We start from the raw sequence: 15638 nt of genomic DNA on the forward strand, positions 1-15638 counted from the left end.
GTCTACCAGGGGCCTACGCGCCGCCCTTGAGGATCACCTCGGCCAAGCGATCGTAGTCGCCGCCGAAGTGATGGTCGCCCGGCAGCTTGACCTTGTGCACGCCATCGTTGCCCGGCAGATCGGGGCATAGCGCGTCCTCGTCCTTGTCGCCGTATACGCACAGGGTCCTGTCCGCCGGCAGCTTGGCCACTTCCGGCGCGATCGGCAGACCACCGCCGCCACCGCCCAGCCAGTTGCTGACATGGAATTCAAAGTCAGCGTTCTTGCCCACCGACAGCAGCACGATGCGCTCGAGGCTGGCGCGGGTGCCTGCATCCAGCTGGTTGATGGTGGCCGGCAGCACATCGGCACCCTGCGAGAAGCCGATCAACATCACCTTGTCGCGCTGCCATTGCTGGCGGTAGTGGCCGATGATCTTCTGCAGATCGACAGCGAATCCCTGCGGCGTGCGTTCGCTCCAGAAGTAACGCAGCGAATCGAGGCCAACCACCGCCACGCCATGTTCGGCCAGGGCACCCGCTACATCCTTGTCCAGGCCGGCCCAGCCACCATCGCCGGAAACGAACACCGCCAACGTGTCACCGCTGCCCTGCGCCGGCACCTCCACTACCGGCAAACCCTTCAGGGCATCCGGCGGCGGTGCCAGCGCGACCCCGGCCTGCGCGCCGATCACCCGGGCCGCTGCCACCAGCCCCGGTGTCGCATCGCCGGCGACGGTGCGCTTGAATTCACGGGCCATCGCAACCTGCTGCACAAACGGGCCTGCACTGTTGGTTGAACACCCCGGCGCACCGGCCGCGTTCAACCACGGGAAATTCAGTTCACTGGGCTGCAGGCGGTCGTGCTTCACGCCATCGCCGCAGACCATGCGCTCGTGCATGTGGGCCGGGCAGAAACCCGAGGTCAACAGGCCGGCAAAGACCTGGGTGTCGGCCTGTGCTGCCAGCGCATAGGCCAGCTCGGCGCCTTCGCCGCTGCCGCCAACCAACGGCAGGTGATACCCCGGCAGATGCAGGAATGCCTGCACCCAACGCGAGAAATTCTCGACATCGCCCGCCCCGAACGCGCAACTGCTGTTGCCTTCGCGCTTGAGCACGCCGCGCAGGTGGGCCACATCCACCGATGCGACCAGCGCACCATCGGCACGCAGCGCTTCGATCGGGCTGCGGCCGGCATCAGCGCCGTCATGGAACCAGATCACCACCCGTTGTGGTGCCCCGGCCGGCACATGCACCGGTACCTGATCGAAGCGTCCGTGGCTGACCTGCTGCACTGCCGCCACCGCTGGCAACGCCGCCAGCGCCAACACCAGTCCCATCGCCCTGCCCAGCCCTGCACGCATCGTTTCGCATCCCGTTGGAATGCGCACACGATACGCCGCCGCTGCGTGCACGGCACGTACCGGCACAGGCGTCCCGCAACACAGCGGGTGGTCGATTCAGCGGGTGCCGGCGGCACGCCCGCGGCGATACAGCGCCAGCGCCAGCCAGATCAACCAGCCGACGATCACCGCGATCACCAGTTTCTGCCCCAGCCCGCGCGGTGGGCCACCACGCCAGAGCACGTGCATCCACAGCAGCACGAAGGCCAACCATGCCCAGCCCCACAGCAGCGCCGCATTGCCTCGCCAGCCCGGCTCACGGCGCAGGTACCAGGCCTGCAGCAGCATGCCCACGCTGGCGCACAGGAAGGCGGTATTGGCGGCCAGCCCGTGGATCAGCGGTGCCAGCAACGGTGTTGCCTCGGGCAGCCAGCTGTCACCGATGGCAACGGTGGCGAGGCCGCCGGCAGCCACGCAGAACAGCAACGGTGCCGCTGCGCTGCGCCGTGGCCCCACGCTGTACCGGTACAACGCGATGCCGAGCACGGCGATGGCCATTGCCAGCAGGCAGTAGGCCGTGCGCAGCGCCAGGCCCCACGGCCCATGCAGGTACAGGCTCAGGGTAGCCTTCACCCAATCCAGATCCGCACGCGCGAACTGCGTCCACAACGCGGTCGCCACGAACAACAGCAGTGCCACCAGCGCCAGCATCGCGGCTGGACGGGCACGACTCATGGGTCGGCGTCCGGATGCCGTGCCTTCCACTCAGCCAGCACCTTGCGGTAACGCTGCAGCTCCTCGGTGTACAGGTCGAGCACGCACAGCGGGCAGCCACTGCCGCAGCATTCGTTGGGGCCGGGTTCTTCCGGCGGCAGCGGACGGGGATCGGCAAGGGTATCGGAGACGGTCACGGCTGGAAACAGCACCACGCGGTTGCAGGTGGATAGTGTAGCGGCGCGCTCAAGCGCCCAGTTGACGGCGCAGGTTGGCCCGCGCGGCAGCATCAAGCCGCTGGTCGAAAAAGTCGCTGAGGAAGATCCGCGGCGCACGCAGCAGCCCCTGCAGGAAGCGGCGGCGCCCGGCGCGGTACAGGAAGCCCGGCACCACGCCCTTGTACTCTTCGGCCACGCCACGGTCGTAGGCGGAGAACACCGCTTCCGGCGCCGCCAGGATCGCCATGTCGCAATCCAGGAACAACGCGGCTTCGGCATCGACATCGGCCGGGCCCAGCGCGCCATGGCGGGCGGTAAGCAGGATCAACTGCTCGACCCGGCCGGCGTCCACCGATGCCAGCTCAGGTGAGTCCGCGATGGCCTGCAGGGCCAGCGCTGCCGACTTTGCCTCGTTGTCCTTGCGCCCGGCCTGGTAGACCGCATCGTGGTACAGCGCCGCCAGGTAGACCTCGGCCGGCTGCTGCCAGCCCGGCCCCTCGGCCACCACCTGGCAATGCTGCAGGACCGCGCGCACGTGGCCGAAGTGGTGGTAGCCGCGCGGCGGCGTCGCATAGGCATCCTGCAGTGCCTGCCAGTGCGCGGGAGCGAGGGTCAGCGGGGCGAAGTCCATGCGTGGATGATCCCGCCCTTGGCAACGCCGGGCAAGCTGGCTGTTTTTTCACCATCATTTCACGCGCCGCGCCAGGCAAGGCCCGGCAGCAGTTGTCCACAGGTTTGTCGCGCGCTGGTCCACACCGGCTGTGGATGATCGACGCGCTGATCGCCAGTGGATGCGGACCGCCACATGCAGGTCTACACTGGCTGCAGGCGGGAGCGCCCGCCGCTGCCGGAAACCGTCATGCGCCGTCTTGCCGCTCGATGCTTTCTCCTGTCACTGGCCGCGCTCGGCGCGCCAGCCCTGTCCGCGCAGGATGCGCCGGCTCCTGCGCCCGCCATCCCGACCATCTCCACCGTAAAGGTCACCGCCGCCAGCGTGCCGACGCCCGAACAGGTGTTCGCGATCCCGCCGGCGATGCGCGAGATGCTGCAGAAGCAGGTGATCAACCGCAGTTACTCGCGCGATCAGCGCCTGCAGGCGCTGGTGGAAATGATCTTCAGCCAGCACGGCCTGGACCTGCAGTACGACGCCGATGCGACCTACACCGTCAGCGAGATCTGGCAGCACCAGCGCGCCAACTGCCTGGCCTTCACCCTGCTGTTCGTCACTCTCGCCCGTGAGGCCGGCATCCAGGCGCGGGTGCAGGAAGTCGGCCAGGTAGTGTCGTGGTACCAGGACCAGGACCAGGGCGTGGTCTACAACGTCGGGCACGTCAACGCCGGCGTGGATGTCGGCGGCCGCTACGGCACCGTCGACCTGGACCGCAACGTGCTGTACGACCGCCATGGGCCGCAGCCCATCAGCCGTGAGCGGGCACTGGCGCACTACTACAACAACCGCGGCGCGGAACATCTGGCCGACGGCGACCTGAGCGGCGCGCGTGCATTCTTCGATGCCGCGCTGGCGCAGGACCCAAGCTTCGCCTCGACATGGAACAACATCGGCGTGCTCGACAACCGCCTGGGTGACGACCAGGGAGCTCGCATCGCGCTGGACACCGCCCTGCGCCTGGACGGCCGCCAGAGTGCGGCGCTGAACAACGCCAGTGCGCTCTATCGCAAGCTCGGCATGACCGCGCAGGCGCAGTCGATGCAGAAGAAACTGCAGTCGGTGCAGCGCGAGGATCCGTTCGCGCAGTACATGCAGGGCGCCCAGGCCGAACGCGCTGGCGACCTGGACAAGGCGATCACGTACTACCGGCGGGCGGTGAGTCTGTACGACACCGCGCACCAGTTCCACTTCGGCCTGGCGCGGGTGTATTTCCTGACCGGCCGGCTGCAGCGTGCAGACCGCGAACTGCTGCGGGCGCAGGAACTGGGCGGTTCAACCCAGCAGGCCCGCTACCAGGCCAAGCTGGACAGCCTGGCCCGCTGGCGGGCGCAGCAGGCCAAGCGCTGAGGCGCGATCAGGCCTTCTTGAGGAAGCAGGTCTTCAGCACCAGCCCCTTGATCTTGTCCGAGTTGCCTTCGATGTGTTCGGCATCGTCTTCAACCAGGCGGATGTTGCGGATGACGGTGCCCTGCTTGAGCGGGATCGAAGAGCCCTTGACCTTCAGGTCCTTGATCACGGTGACAGTGTCGCCGGTCTGCAGGGTATTGCCGTTGCTGTCACGCACGACCAGGGTCGAGCCAGCACCTTCTTCGGCCGTCCACTCGAAGCCGCAGTCGGCGCAGATCCACAGCGCGCCATCGGCATAGGTGTTTTCCAGGGTGCACTGCGGGCAGGCGGGAACAGAAGACATCGCAAGTACCTCAAAATGAATCAACAGCCGCCATTGTAACCGCCCGGCCTTTTCGTTCATTTTCCGGCGGCGGCCCGGGTGGGGGGCTGGCCCGCCCCGCACAAGGGAGGCACCGGAACTTGCAGCGCGCGGCAAACTCCAGCAGAGTGCGCGGCCCCTGATCGTCCCCGGACCTCCCCCATGCGCCTCGGCATCGACTTCGGTACCAGCAACTCCGCCGCCGCCATCGTGCGTGATGGGAAGCTGCTGCCGATCCGCTTCGGCGAGGCCGAACAGTTCCGTACCAGCGTGTACTTCCCCGGCGTGGTACCCGACCCGGACGATTTCCAGCTCGACGCCGGGCAGGAACACGAACTGCAGCAGCTGATCGACAGCGCCGCCCGTGCAGCCCGCGCCGCTGGCCAGGAACGCACGCCACAGGCCCTGCGCCGCGAGGCATTGCGCGCCCTGCGCCGGGAGTGGATGGAGGCTCGCGCTGGAAAGGAACGCAGCGCCAGCGACCTGCTGCAGAACGCGGTCTATGGCGACGATGCGCTGGAAGCGTACTTCGAGGAGCACGAAGGCAACCTCGTGCAGAGCCCGAAGTCCATGCTCGGCTACAACCTGCATCCGCGCGCGCGCCAGACCATCACCGGCATCGCCGCGCACATCCTCGAACACATCCGCTTGACCGCCAGCGCCCAGCTCGGCCAGCCGCTGCGCAGCGCCCTGCTCGGCCGCCCGGTGCAGTTCCGCAGTTCGATCGGCGAGGCCGGCAACGACCAGGCCCTGGACATCCTGCGCGAAGCGGCCAGCCAGGCCGGCTTCGACCAGATCGACTTCCTTGAAGAGCCCGCTGCCGCGGCCATGCATTACCACGCTGAAAGCAGCGATCGCCATCAAGCGGTGATCGTCGATATCGGCGGCGGCACCACCGATATCGCGCACGCCGAAGTGGGCGGCAGCGAAGCGCCACGCATCCATCGCGCCTGGGGTATCGCCCGTGGCGGTACCGATATCGACCTGGCCCTGAGCCTGTCCGGTTACATGCCGCTGTTCGGCCGTGGCATCACCCGCGTGCCCACCCACCACTACGTGGAAGCGGCCACCGTGCAGGACATGACCCGCCAGCGCGAGTTCCGCCAGCACAGCTACGACAACGTCGACGCTCCCTGGGGCGCGCGCCTGCAGGCACTGCAGGACACCGGCAACACCGCCCGCCTGTACCGCGATGTCGAGCGCGCCAAGATCGCCCTCAGCGGCACCAGCGAGCATCGTAGCACGCTGGACTACATCGCGCGCGACCTGCACGTGGACAACAGCGCCGACGGTCTGGCCGCTGCCGCCCATGGCTACCTGACCCAGATCCGCGAGCTGCTCGCCCAGGTCCGCAATGACATCGGCGGCGACCCGGACGCGGTGTTCCTGACCGGCGGCATGTCCCGCGCCGGCTACCTGCGTCAGGCCGCTGCCGAGGCGTTCCCGGGCGCCCGGATGGTCCACGGCGAGCCCTCGCTGGGAGTCGTCCAGGGCCTTGCGCTGGCGGCAGCCAGCCGGGATTAACAAAACGTTACGCGGTCTGAGCTACCCTTGGCCGGCTAGAAAACCCCTGCACCTTCCGCTGGCCTCGCCGGTGTGTGTACCCATGGTGCAGCCTGACCCGCCCAGCGGGTCTGGCGACCATGCCCTCTGGCTCGATCATGGTCCGCGTACTACCCGAGCCGCCATCGAGACCCGCTTTGGGCACCCGCCAGGCCCCTGTGGCCGTACAACCTGACGCTGAACCAGCACCCATCGACTGCCGCCGTTGTGACGCGGTCTGTTGCCGGTTGCCGGTCCTGCTGCAGCCCGGCGACCACGTGCCCGGCCAGTTCCTGTCGCGCGACGCCCACGGCCGTGCCGTGATGGCGCGCAACGAGGAAGGCTGGTGCGCGGCGATCGATCCGTATCACCTGCGCTGCACGATCTATTCGCAGCGCCCGGCGATCTGCCGCCAGTTCTCGATGGGCGGCGACGACTGCCGCCGCGAGCGGCAGGACTACCTGCGCCAGGCTGAGTCCTGCGCGCTTTCCTCCCCTTCCACCTGACAGGAGCAACCATGCCCCGCAAGGCAAAGACCCCCGCGAAGGCCAGCAACAGCATCCGCAGCGAACGCAAGGGCGCATCCGCCAGCACCGTGGTCAACAGCGACTCGATCGCCTCCGACCTGGCCGCGTTCCGCAAGAGCGGTGGCAAGATTGAAGTTCTCGGTACCACCTGGGCGCTGAAGAAAGCCAGCTGACCCACCCCCGACCGCGGCGGCGCTGCCGCCGCGGCCTGCCGGACCGCGCTCAGCGGTCCAGGCGTACCTGCACACTGCCCGAGTGCGACTGCACGCGGATATCGCCGTCGCCGCTGCCCAGGCGGGCATCCAGGCTGCTGCCCGGCCCATAGCGCGGCCGCTCGACCTTGCCGGCGTCACTGTTGATCGACCCGCTGAAGCTGTTCACCGACAGCTGCGCCGACACCGTGCGCGGCAGGCGCAGGCTGACCGATGCACTGACCGACTCCACGTTGATGCGTCCGCCCGGCGCCAGCGCCGTCGCCGACAGGTCGATGCTGCCCGACACGGTTTCCACCGCAAGCCGCTGCACGCGACCGGCGTCGACCTCGACCCGGCCGGACACCGTCTGCGCACCGATATCGCCCGACACGCCGCCGCCGGCTTCGATGCGGCCACTGACCGTGTTCACGTCCAGCTTCGGCGTCTGCAGTCGCGCATTGACACTGCCACTGACCGTGTTGAGTTTGCTGTCGCCACTGCGACCGGACGCGCTCAGGCTGCCGCTGACCGTATCGGCCTGCAGGCGGCGCACGTCAATGCCGCTGATGTCCTGGTCGGCACTGACCGTGCTCAGCAGCAGCTCCACCGAGCGCGGCACGCTCAACACCAGCGTGGCACCGCCGTTGTTGCTGCGGCGGGGATACTCGATCTCCCAGCGCACCCGGTTGGCACTCTTTTCCTGGCGCAGCTGCAGGCCATCGCTGAGCGTGCCGGTAAGCTGCACGTCGTTGCGGTCCCAGCCACGCACGCTCACCTTGCCGGCCACATTGCTCAATTCGATACGACCGCCCGCAGCCAGCGTGTGGCGTTCATCGATGCGGGTGTCGGCCAGTGCCATGGCCGGCACCAGCAGCAGCGCGACACAGCAGGACATCAGGGTTCGGGTCATCGGGGGTCTCCTCAGGTCGTCAAGCCGGATTCGGCGGCATAGGCCGCCTGCCGGGTCAGTTCCAGCCGCAGCGCGTAAGTGCGCTTGAGCTGTCCAAGCAGGTGCGGCGCACGCGGGTCCTGCGCCATCGCGGCGCGGATCTGTTCCGCGCTGCGATCCAGTTCATGCAGCGCGGGCTGCCACTCCGGCGCGGTGCCATCAGGCAGCGATGCCACTGCCTGCCGGTACTGTTCGGTCATCGCATCGGCCTGCAGCTGCAGGCCACTGGGTGCAGGCAGCGCCTCGGGTGCATGCCGCCACGGTGCCACCGCGTAGAGCGCGAGGCTGGCCGCCAACGCCGCGCCAACCGGCAACCACCAGCGTCGACGGCTGCGCAGTGGCAACGCCACCACGTTGTCCTTCGGCACCTGTGCGGCAACCGGTTCGCGGGGTGGCAACCGCGCCGACAGGCGTTCCCAGCCATCCGCCGGTGTGCTGCGTTCAGTGGGAAGGGCGCGCAGGCGCGCCAGCAGGTCGTGATCGGGGTCGTGCGTACTCATGTCATGTCTCCCAGGCGCGCGCGCAGCAGGCCACGCGCGCGATGCAGCTGTGCTTTGGAACTACCGACCGCCATCTGCAGCTGGCCGGCGATTTCATGGTGTTTCCAGCCTTCGATATCGTGCAGCACCAGTACCGCACGTGCGCGCGGCGGCAGGGTCGCCAACGCACGTTCCAGATCGCGTTCGGTGCCGGCGCAGCCATCATGCACCGCCATCTCTGGTATCCCACCGTCAACGTCGTCCAGGCTGTCGTGGTCATGCCCGGCGGCACGCCCGCGCAGCTCCATCAACGCGGCGTTGACCCCCAACCGATGCAGCCAGGTGGACAGGCTGCTCTCGAAACGGAAGCCGGGCAGTGCCTTCCATGCCTGCAGGAACGCCTCCTGCAGTGCATCCTCGGCACGTGCCTGCTGGCCGCCACACAGGCGCCACAACGAGGCAAACACCCGCGGCGAGTGGCGCCGATACAGCAGTTCGTAGGCACCGGTATCGCCAGCCGCCGCCGCACGCACCAAAGCGGCTTCGTCGACGGCGTCGGTGGCGGCAGGCGGCGCGGGCATGGTCGTGTCGAGCATATCCGTTGGATGCGGCCAGCCGGAAAAAGGTTTAGATCTGCCGACGCGCTTTCTGCTTGCAACCTTTTCGCGGCTGGCTGCATCCATCACAGGTCCCCCGCAGGCCTTCCCGGCCAGGAGCCTCCCATGTCCAGTCCTTCCTGCGCCGCCCTGCTGGCGATCGTGGCCTGCATGCTGCTGCAGGCGTTCGGCCTATCCCTGCACTGGCGTGCCGAGAGCGGCCGCGCCTGCCTGCAGCAGCACAAACAGGATCTTGTCTGCCTTGCCTGGGCACAGGCGGTCGAAACGTCGACACGCGCCGGGTAACATCAAGACCCGTTTCCGTCGCATGTTGTCGCCCCATGATGTTGTCGCTGAAGGACCACCTGCCCGCCTGGACCCACCCCTGGCTGCATGACATCGGGATCGCCCTGCAGATCCTGATCACCCTGCTTGCCGCCTGGCTGCTGCGGGTGCTGGCCCGGCGCCTGATCCGCCGCTTCGCCGATCACTACACGCTGCCACCGGAAATGGTGATGGGTGCGCGCCGGATCACCAGTTTCGTGGTCTATTTCAGCGCGGTGCTGTACATCCTCAGCCTGCTCGGCGCCTCGCCCTCGGTGTTGTGGACGGCCTTCACCGGTTTCGCTGCGGTGGGCGCGGTGGCGTTCTTCGCGGCCTGGAGCGTGCTGTCCAATATCTTCTGCACGCTGCTGATCTTCACCACGCGGCCGTTCCGCCTGCATGACTACATCGAAGTGCTGGAGAACGGCGAAAAGCCCGGACTGAAGGGCCGGGTGATCGACGTCAACCTGATCTACACCACGTTGCAGGAAACCGGTGACGGCCACGAGGGCACGGTGCTGCAGCTGCCGAACAACCTGTTCTTCCAGCGCACGGTGCGGCGCTGGCGCGACCCGACGCAGGCACCCGGCGGCATCCAGGGCGACGGCTGAGGTCGGGTTGGTCGGCAGGGCTGCGCCCTGCACCTGCAGAGGCGGTAGTGCCGGCCGCTGGCCGGCAACCTCAACAGCAAAGGCTGGGTTCCTGTGGGATGGCGGGGTGGGCCCGGTGGCAGGGGCCGCTGCAAGTACGTCCATGTAAGCTCGGTCGCCGCATCCATGCGGCTCACGCCCCTGCCACCGGCCCCACCCCGCCTTCGACAGATCTCCGCGATCTGTAATCCACGCCATGCGTGGATGCTCTTTCATCAAATTCCAATATCGAAATATTCGATTTCCATCGGAATTCATCCACGCATGGCGTGGATCTACCAGGCACCGGAAAACTGTCAGAGGTGGGGCGGTGTCGGATTGCGGGGTGTCAGCCGCATGGATGCGGCTGCCAAGCCTACAAGGACGTACTTGCGGCGTCCCCGCAATCCGACACCGCCCCACCACCCCACGGAATGCCAGCTTTTGCTGTTGCCTTTGCCTTGGTTTGAAGGCCTCTGCAGGTGCAGGGCGCAGCCCTGCCGCCCCCCCCCTTCACCTCAACTGGCTGTCCTTGCTACCGCGCCGGTTGTAGCCACTCTGCGCCTGTTCCTCTTCGTCGTGCGCCTGCTGGCAGTTCACGCACAGCCGAACCCCAGGCACCGCCTGACGCCGCGCCAACGGAATCGGCGCGTCGCATTCCTCACAGTGTTCCAGGCCCGGGCCCTGGCGCAGCTGGCGCCGCGCGCGGGCAATCGCATCGTCAACGGTGGCGTCGATCTGGTCCTGGACCGCGCCATCTCCGGCCCAACCGGTAGCCATGGCCATCCTCCGCAGGGGTGTCGCCTGATATGGGGACGATACCCCCCGCCGCAATCGGTAGCGCCGGGCCATGCCCGGCGGACGCTGCGGCCGGTTCAGCGCCGCCTTACCAGACCAGATCGTCGGGAACCTGGAACTGCGCGTAGTAGGCGTCATCCTCGGCGTTGCCGGTGGAAATCTCGGCGCTGGAGCCGGGCGTGCCATGGTCGACGATGATGGCTTCCGGGGCGCGTTCACGTACTTTTTCAGCCGCCGCGCGTGGCAGCACCGCGTAGCTGTCGCCATGGGCCACGATGACCAGCACGCCCACCGACAACGCCTTGCGCAGCTTGGTATCGATCAACAGGGTGCGGATCACCGCGCCATCGCTGAAGCGGTACTCGTCCTCGCCTTTGTGAGGCACGGCGTGGGCGCTGATGATCTGCTTGGCCTGCGCCTTGCGCTCCGCCTGCTTGGCCTGCGCGTTGCGCTCGGCAGCCAGCGCACGGTCACGCTCGATCTTTTCGGCCCGGACGCGTTCAGCTTCACGCTGGACCTCGGCCGAGGTCGACTCGGCCTTGCCCTGGCGGGCCTTGGCCTGTTCACGCGCGGCGGCGCTGGCCTGCGACTTCTTGGCCAGGCCGGCCTTGAGCAATTGTTCCTGCAGCGCGTTGGGCTTTGCCATGGTCGATACGTACCGCGTGTAATCTGGATGCCCCATTCTACCGACGCGCCGACGCCCCTGCATGGCTGTCCTGAAGTACCTCACCGGCTACCCCGAACCCCTGGTCGCCCAGGTCAGCGACCTGCTGGCCCAGGGCAAGCTCGGCCCTTGGCTGCAGCAGCGCTATCCGGACCCGCATGAGGTGCGCAGCGACCGCCAGCTGTACGACTACACCCAGGACATGAAGGACCGTTATCTGCGCAAGTCGGTGCCGCTCAACAAGGTCTGCTACGACAACACGCTGGAAGTCATCAAGCATGCCCTGGGCACCCACACCGCCATTTCCCGCGTGCACGGGGGCCGGCTCAAGGCCAGCCGCGAGATCCGCATCGCCACCGTGTTCCGGCAGGCGCCAGCCGCCTTCCTGCGCATGATCGTGGTGCACGAACTGGCGCATCTGAAGGAGGCCGACCACAACAAGGCCTTCTACCAGCTGTGCCAGCACATGGAGCCCGATTACCTGCAGCTGGAGTTCGATACCCGGCTGTACCTGACCGAGCTGGCCAACCGTGGCCAGCGCTGAAACGGCGTAGCGGCTACACTGCGCGCCCCCTGCCCGACCTTTCGCCATGGAACCGACCCGACTCGACAAACGCCTGTCCGCCCTGCTCGGCATCCCGCGTGGTGAAGCGCGGCGCTATATCGAGGGCGGCTGGGTCAGCGTCGATGGCGAGGTGGTGGAACAGCCGCAGCGCCCGGTGGACGAGAGCGCCAGCATCGTGGTGGCCGAGCAGGCCAGCGACAGCAAGGCCGAGCGCGCCAGCATGCTGCTGCACAAGCCGGCAGGCGTGCCGGCCGATGCCCTGTGCGCGCTGATCCGCACCGAGACCCGCAGCGAACTGGATGCCAGTGACATCCGTCCGCTGCAGCGGCACTTCCACGGCCTGCAGCTGGCATCCTCGCTGCCGGCCGACGACAACGGGCTGGTGGTGGTCAGCCAGGATCCGGCGGTGCTGGCGCACCTGCAGCGGAACCTGGGCCGCACCGAACAGGAGTACCTGGTCGAAGTGGCCGAAGGCGGCCCGGAACGTGGCCCGTGGCTGATGGCCCGGCTGCAGCATGAAGCAGGCGGCCCCAAGGTCAGCTGGCAGAGCGAGCAGCGCCTGCGCTTTGCAGGCAAGGGGCTGACCGCGAGGGGACTGAGGACTGCGGTGACGGCCGCCGGCCTGCAGGTTGTGGCCGTACGCCGCCTGCGCATCGGCCGGGTGGCGCTGGGCCCGCTGGCCGTGGGCCAGTGGCGCTATCTGGGCAGCGACGAGCGGTTCTGAGTCACGGCGCTCCATCCACGCATGGCGTGGATCTACTGATGGCGACTCATCCACGCATGGCGTGGATCTACTGATGGCGATTCATCCACGCATGGCGTGGATCTACTGATGGCGACTCATCCACGCATGGCGTGGATCTACCTCCAGGCGTGGCGTGGATCTACGCGCGGTGTGGAACTACCATCGGCGTCATGAGTCTGCGCAAACCCCTATGGCGGCGCCTGCTACGCGTCGCCGCGATCATCATCGCCGCCCTGCTTCTGCTGGTCCTGTCCGGCCTGCTGCTGGCCGACCACCTGGCCCCGCAGGCGCGCGGTGAAGCGTCGCAGGTGCTGCCACTGCAGCCTGCGCAGACGCCCATCGATCGACAGATCATGCCCCTGCAGGCTGCCCATCCTGGGCAGTCTGGCGTGGCCTTCCTCAGCGATGGCATGGATGCGTTCGCCGCCCGCGCGATGATCACCGAACATGCCGGCCGCAGCCTGGACCTGCAGTACTACATCTGGCACGACGACCTGATCGGCCACCTGATGGCCAAGGCGCTGTACGACGCTGCCGAACGTGGCGTGCGCGTGCGCATCCTGCTCGATGACATGAACGCCAAGGACAAGGATGCGCTGATGATGGCGCTCGATGCGCATCCCAACATCGAGCTTCGCCTGTACAACCCGTTCCGCAACCGCAGCGGCATCGCCCGCACGCTGGAGCTGGTGCAACGCGCCTTCAGCGTGAACCACCGCATGCACAACAAGAGCTGGATCGCCGATGGGCGCATCGCCATCGTCGGTGGCCGCAACATCGGTGAGGAGTATTTCAGCGCGCGCAGCGACGTGAACTTCCAGGACCTGGACCTGGTGGTGGCCGGCCCGGCCGTGCAGCAGGCCAACCAGATCTTCGACGACTACTGGAACAGCGACGCGGCGATTCCGATCTCGGCGCTGGCGACCTACACCGATGCGCAGCTGCGCCAGCTGGTACGCCAGTCCGATCTGGACGCGCTGCATGCGCAGGCGCAACCGTACCTGCAGCGCGTGGCAGAGTCGCGCCAGCGCCAGCGCGCCAGCCCGGAGCCGCTGCATTGGAGCACGCAGGTACGGATCCTGTCCGATCCACCGATGAAGCATCACGGCGATGCGCATGACGACTGGCTGGTCACCGCGCTGGTCCGGCAGCTGCAGTCGACGCGCTACAAGGCACTGTTGATCTCGCCGTACTTCGTGCCCGGCAGCGAAGGGCTGGACGGCCTTTCGGCGATGGCCGGGCGTGGCGCCCAGGTCGGCGTGGTGACCAACTCACTGGCGGCCAACGATGTGGCTGCCGTGCACGGTGGTTACATGGGCTACCGGGTGCCGCTGCTGAAGGCCGGCGTGCAGCTGTACGAACTGAAGGCGAGCGGCCAGACCGGTGACAGCAGCCTGTTCGGCAGCAGTGGCGCCAGCCTGCACACCAAGGCATTGCTGGTCGACGACCAGCGCGGGTTCGTCGGATCGTTCAACCTCGATCCGCGTTCGGCCTATCTCAACACCGAGATGGGCGTGCTGTTCGACGACCCGGTGCTGGGCGCGCAGCTGCGCGCGGAATACCTGCGCCTGGCCAGCCCGGAACACAGCTGGTGGCTGGCACTGGGCGCTGATGATGAACTGCGCTGGCTGCAGCGCGAGCCGCCACCGCATTGGGTCGAAGCCGAGCCCGGCAGCAGCCTCGGCAAGCGTTGGACGGCGCGGGTGATCAGCTGGTTACCGCTGGAATCGCAGCTGTAACGATCAGCGGGCGAGCCCTTCGCCATCGCCGTGCAGGCTCTCGTCCAGGGTTTCCACATTGCGCCCGTGCAGGCGCCGCCAGATCCAGCGCAGGGCGTGCGGCGGCGCTGCCGGCAGCTGTTCCAGCAAGGCCAGCATGCGGCCCTGGCTGGCATGCCCGTGCCGGCACAGCAGGCTGGCCGCCGCAGCGGCGCTGGCCAGTCGCAGGCTGTCGGCCAGCGGACCGTCAGCGTCAGGCGCCAGGGCCTGATGCACCGGCTCGGGCAGTTCCCAGGCGGCAGCCACCCGCTGTGCCAGCGGTAGTGACCACTGCTGCAGCAACTGCAGGGCCAGCGCCGGCTCCACCTCTTCGCCGCGTGCCTGCGCTTCCTGCAGCAGTTGCCGCATGACCAGCGCTGCGCCCAGGCCCTGCACCAGGCCCAGCCATTGCGCAGCGAAGGCATCGCCGAAGGTGACCGTGCGCGCGTGGTCGGCGGCCGCGCGCGAAGCCAGCAGCGCGTGCTCCCATATGATCGAACTGAACTGCGGGAACACCTCGCACTGCACCTGCATCACCGGCTGCACCAGCACTGCACTGATGATCTGCCGCACGCCTTCGGTGCCGACCAGGGTCACCGCCCGCTGCAGGCTTTCCACGGGCCGCTCGTGCACCTTGTAGGCCGGGCTGTTGGCGATCCGCAGCAGGTTGCCGGTCAGCACCGGATCCTGGCCGATGATCGCGGCCATCACCCGCGCCGATGCAACGTCGTCATTGACCGTCTGGATCAGCTGCGGCAGCAGTTGCGGGCGCCGCGGCAGCTGCCGGGTAGCCCAGTCGCGGTCCTGCAGCGCGCGGTCCACCGCCTCGGCCAGACCCGACGCGCTGACCGCGGTCGGTTCGCCGGCCAAACGCGGATACAGGGCCAGCGCATGCAGCCCGCGCTGCAGGTGAGCGGCGACCTCGGCCGCCGGCAAGGCGTCACCCTGCAGGCTGGCCGCCGCCGCGGCCACGGCCTGGCGGGGGGCTGCGGCCAGACGTGCCGGGGCCTGCCCGGTCAGCTGCGACAGCCAACGCAGCACAGATCGCCACCACGCTGCGGTCATCGCCGCCCACCCTGTCGTTTTCCTGCTGCTGCCACTGCCTGCGCCTTCATCACATCCGGCCACCTGCCGTCGTCGCAGCATCGGCCGCACTTTCATCTTCTTTAACCCGGGCGCTTCCTGCGTCGACGGCATATCCCGGGCGAATGGACTAGAATGGCGCCGCGCGACCCGTC

At 67.8% G+C, this 15638-nt stretch carries 20 protein-coding genes; 9 read left to right on the top strand and 11 right to left on the bottom strand.

Annotated features, from left to right (window positions below; genetic code table 11):
• Window positions 1-13: 13 nt before the first annotated feature.
• The 4 genes from CR156_RS13260 to CR156_RS13275 form a co-directional block, all read right to left on the bottom strand.
• Window positions 14-1342: a virulence factor family protein gene (locus CR156_RS13260; protein ID WP_279324081.1), complete on the bottom strand. Its 1329-nt coding sequence runs from the start codon at window positions 1340-1342 to the stop codon at window positions 14-16.
• A gap of 96 nt (window positions 1343-1438) precedes the next feature.
• The gene (locus tag CR156_RS13265; RefSeq protein ID WP_100553181.1) at window positions 1439-2056 is read right to left on the bottom strand and encodes a DUF998 domain-containing protein; all 618 of its coding nucleotides are present in this window, start codon (window positions 2054-2056) and stop codon (window positions 1439-1441) included.
• Window positions 2053-2232: an oxidoreductase-like domain-containing protein gene (locus tag CR156_RS13270; RefSeq protein ID WP_243381985.1), complete on the bottom strand. Its 180-nt coding sequence runs from the start codon at window positions 2230-2232 to the stop codon at window positions 2053-2055. Before CR156_RS13270 ends, CR156_RS13265 begins: the two co-directional genes overlap by 4 nt.
• Before the next feature lie 49 nt (window positions 2233-2281).
• A complete protein-coding gene (locus CR156_RS13275; protein ID WP_100553183.1) occupies window positions 2282-2884 on the bottom strand; it encodes an HD domain-containing protein in 603 nt (200 codons plus the stop codon).
• Between the two features lie 228 nt (window positions 2885-3112).
• On the opposite strand from CR156_RS13275, the gene CR156_RS13280 reads away from it, so the two are divergent.
• Window positions 3113-4270, top strand: coding sequence for a tetratricopeptide repeat protein (locus tag CR156_RS13280; protein ID WP_100554170.1), 1158 nt, complete (start codon window positions 3113-3115; stop codon window positions 4268-4270).
• 7 nt (window positions 4271-4277) lie between these two features.
• Here the strand turns inward: CR156_RS13280 and CR156_RS13285 are convergent, their stop codons facing one another.
• On the bottom strand, window positions 4278-4613 hold the full coding sequence (locus tag CR156_RS13285) for a zinc ribbon domain-containing protein YjdM (RefSeq protein ID WP_099818962.1): 336 nt from the start codon (window positions 4611-4613) through the stop codon (window positions 4278-4280).
• 180 nt (window positions 4614-4793) lie between these two features.
• Here CR156_RS13285 and CR156_RS13290 point away from each other — a divergent pair, with 180 nt between their 5' ends.
• From CR156_RS13290 to CR156_RS13300, 3 genes are all read left to right on the top strand, one after another.
• Window positions 4794-6155 carry an Hsp70 family protein gene (locus tag CR156_RS13290; RefSeq protein ID WP_100461314.1) on the top strand — a complete coding sequence of 454 codons (1362 nt, stop codon included), beginning with the start codon at window positions 4794-4796 and terminating at the stop codon, window positions 6153-6155.
• Window positions 6156-6385: 230 nt separating this feature from the next.
• A complete protein-coding gene (locus tag CR156_RS13295) occupies window positions 6386-6679 on the top strand; it encodes a YkgJ family cysteine cluster protein (protein WP_051501656.1) in 294 nt (97 codons plus the stop codon).
• 11 nt (window positions 6680-6690) lie between these two features.
• The gene (locus CR156_RS13300) at window positions 6691-6873 is read left to right on the top strand and encodes a hypothetical protein (RefSeq protein WP_025879072.1); all 183 of its coding nucleotides are present in this window, start codon (window positions 6691-6693) and stop codon (window positions 6871-6873) included.
• A gap of 49 nt (window positions 6874-6922) precedes the next feature.
• Here the strand turns inward: CR156_RS13300 and CR156_RS13305 are convergent, their stop codons facing one another.
• Genes CR156_RS13305 through CR156_RS13315 form a run of 3 tightly spaced genes read right to left on the bottom strand, consistent with a single transcriptional unit; the run spans window position 6923 to window position 8918 of the window.
• Entirely contained in the window at window positions 6923-7804 is an 882-nt protein-coding gene (locus CR156_RS13305; protein ID WP_100553184.1) for a DUF4097 family beta strand repeat-containing protein, read from the bottom strand.
• A gap of 11 nt (window positions 7805-7815) precedes the next feature.
• The gene (locus CR156_RS13310) at window positions 7816-8343 is read right to left on the bottom strand and encodes a hypothetical protein (protein ID WP_100553185.1); all 528 of its coding nucleotides are present in this window, start codon (window positions 8341-8343) and stop codon (window positions 7816-7818) included.
• Window positions 8340-8918 (bottom strand): RNA polymerase sigma factor, encoded by a 579-nt coding sequence (locus CR156_RS13315; protein ID WP_100553186.1) that lies wholly within the window; start codon window positions 8916-8918, stop codon window positions 8340-8342. Before CR156_RS13315 ends, CR156_RS13310 begins: the two co-directional genes overlap by 4 nt.
• A gap of 126 nt (window positions 8919-9044) precedes the next feature.
• On the opposite strand from CR156_RS13315, the gene CR156_RS13320 reads away from it, so the two are divergent.
• Both CR156_RS13320 and CR156_RS13325 read left to right on the top strand, forming a co-directional pair.
• On the top strand, window positions 9045-9224 hold the full coding sequence (locus CR156_RS13320; RefSeq protein WP_100553187.1) for a hypothetical protein: 180 nt from the start codon (window positions 9045-9047) through the stop codon (window positions 9222-9224).
• A 35-nt stretch (window positions 9225-9259) separates the two neighbouring features.
• The gene (locus CR156_RS13325) at window positions 9260-9853 is read left to right on the top strand and encodes a mechanosensitive ion channel family protein (protein ID WP_080353823.1); all 594 of its coding nucleotides are present in this window, start codon (window positions 9260-9262) and stop codon (window positions 9851-9853) included.
• Between the two features lie 531 nt (window positions 9854-10384).
• Here the strand turns inward: CR156_RS13325 and CR156_RS13340 are convergent.
• Together CR156_RS13340 and CR156_RS13345 are read right to left on the bottom strand one after the other, a co-directional pair.
• Window positions 10385-10651, bottom strand: a complete 267-nt coding sequence (locus CR156_RS13340; protein WP_025879161.1) for a DksA/TraR family C4-type zinc finger protein — start codon at window positions 10649-10651, stop codon at window positions 10385-10387.
• 106 nt (window positions 10652-10757) lie between these two features.
• On the bottom strand, window positions 10758-11315 hold the full coding sequence (locus CR156_RS13345) for a DUF2058 domain-containing protein (RefSeq protein ID WP_100554171.1): 558 nt from the start codon (window positions 11313-11315) through the stop codon (window positions 10758-10760).
• 61 nt (window positions 11316-11376) lie between these two features.
• Between CR156_RS13345 and CR156_RS13350 the strand changes: the two genes are divergently transcribed.
• The 3 genes from CR156_RS13350 (at window position 11377) to CR156_RS13360 (ending at window position 14382) form a co-directional block, all read left to right on the top strand.
• A complete protein-coding gene (locus CR156_RS13350; protein ID WP_059064772.1) occupies window positions 11377-11877 on the top strand; it encodes a M48 family metallopeptidase in 501 nt (166 codons plus the stop codon).
• A 46-nt stretch (window positions 11878-11923) separates the two neighbouring features.
• The gene (locus CR156_RS13355; RefSeq protein WP_100461343.1) at window positions 11924-12622 is read left to right on the top strand and encodes an RNA pseudouridine synthase; all 699 of its coding nucleotides are present in this window, start codon (window positions 11924-11926) and stop codon (window positions 12620-12622) included.
• A gap of 149 nt (window positions 12623-12771) precedes the next feature.
• A complete protein-coding gene (locus tag CR156_RS13360) occupies window positions 12772-14382 on the top strand; it encodes a phospholipase D family protein (protein ID WP_409349554.1) in 1611 nt (536 codons plus the stop codon).
• A 3-nt stretch (window positions 14383-14385) separates the two neighbouring features.
• Here CR156_RS13360 and CR156_RS13365 read toward each other — a convergent pair whose 3' ends face one another.
• Window positions 14386-15465: an HDOD domain-containing protein gene (locus tag CR156_RS13365; protein WP_100553190.1), complete on the bottom strand. Its 1080-nt coding sequence runs from the start codon at window positions 15463-15465 to the stop codon at window positions 14386-14388.
• Window positions 15466-15638: the final 173 nt, after the last annotated feature.

This window comes from Stenotrophomonas lactitubi, assembly GCF_002803515.1.
In the GTDB taxonomy this organism is placed as follows: domain Bacteria; phylum Pseudomonadota; class Gammaproteobacteria; order Xanthomonadales; family Xanthomonadaceae; genus Stenotrophomonas; species Stenotrophomonas lactitubi.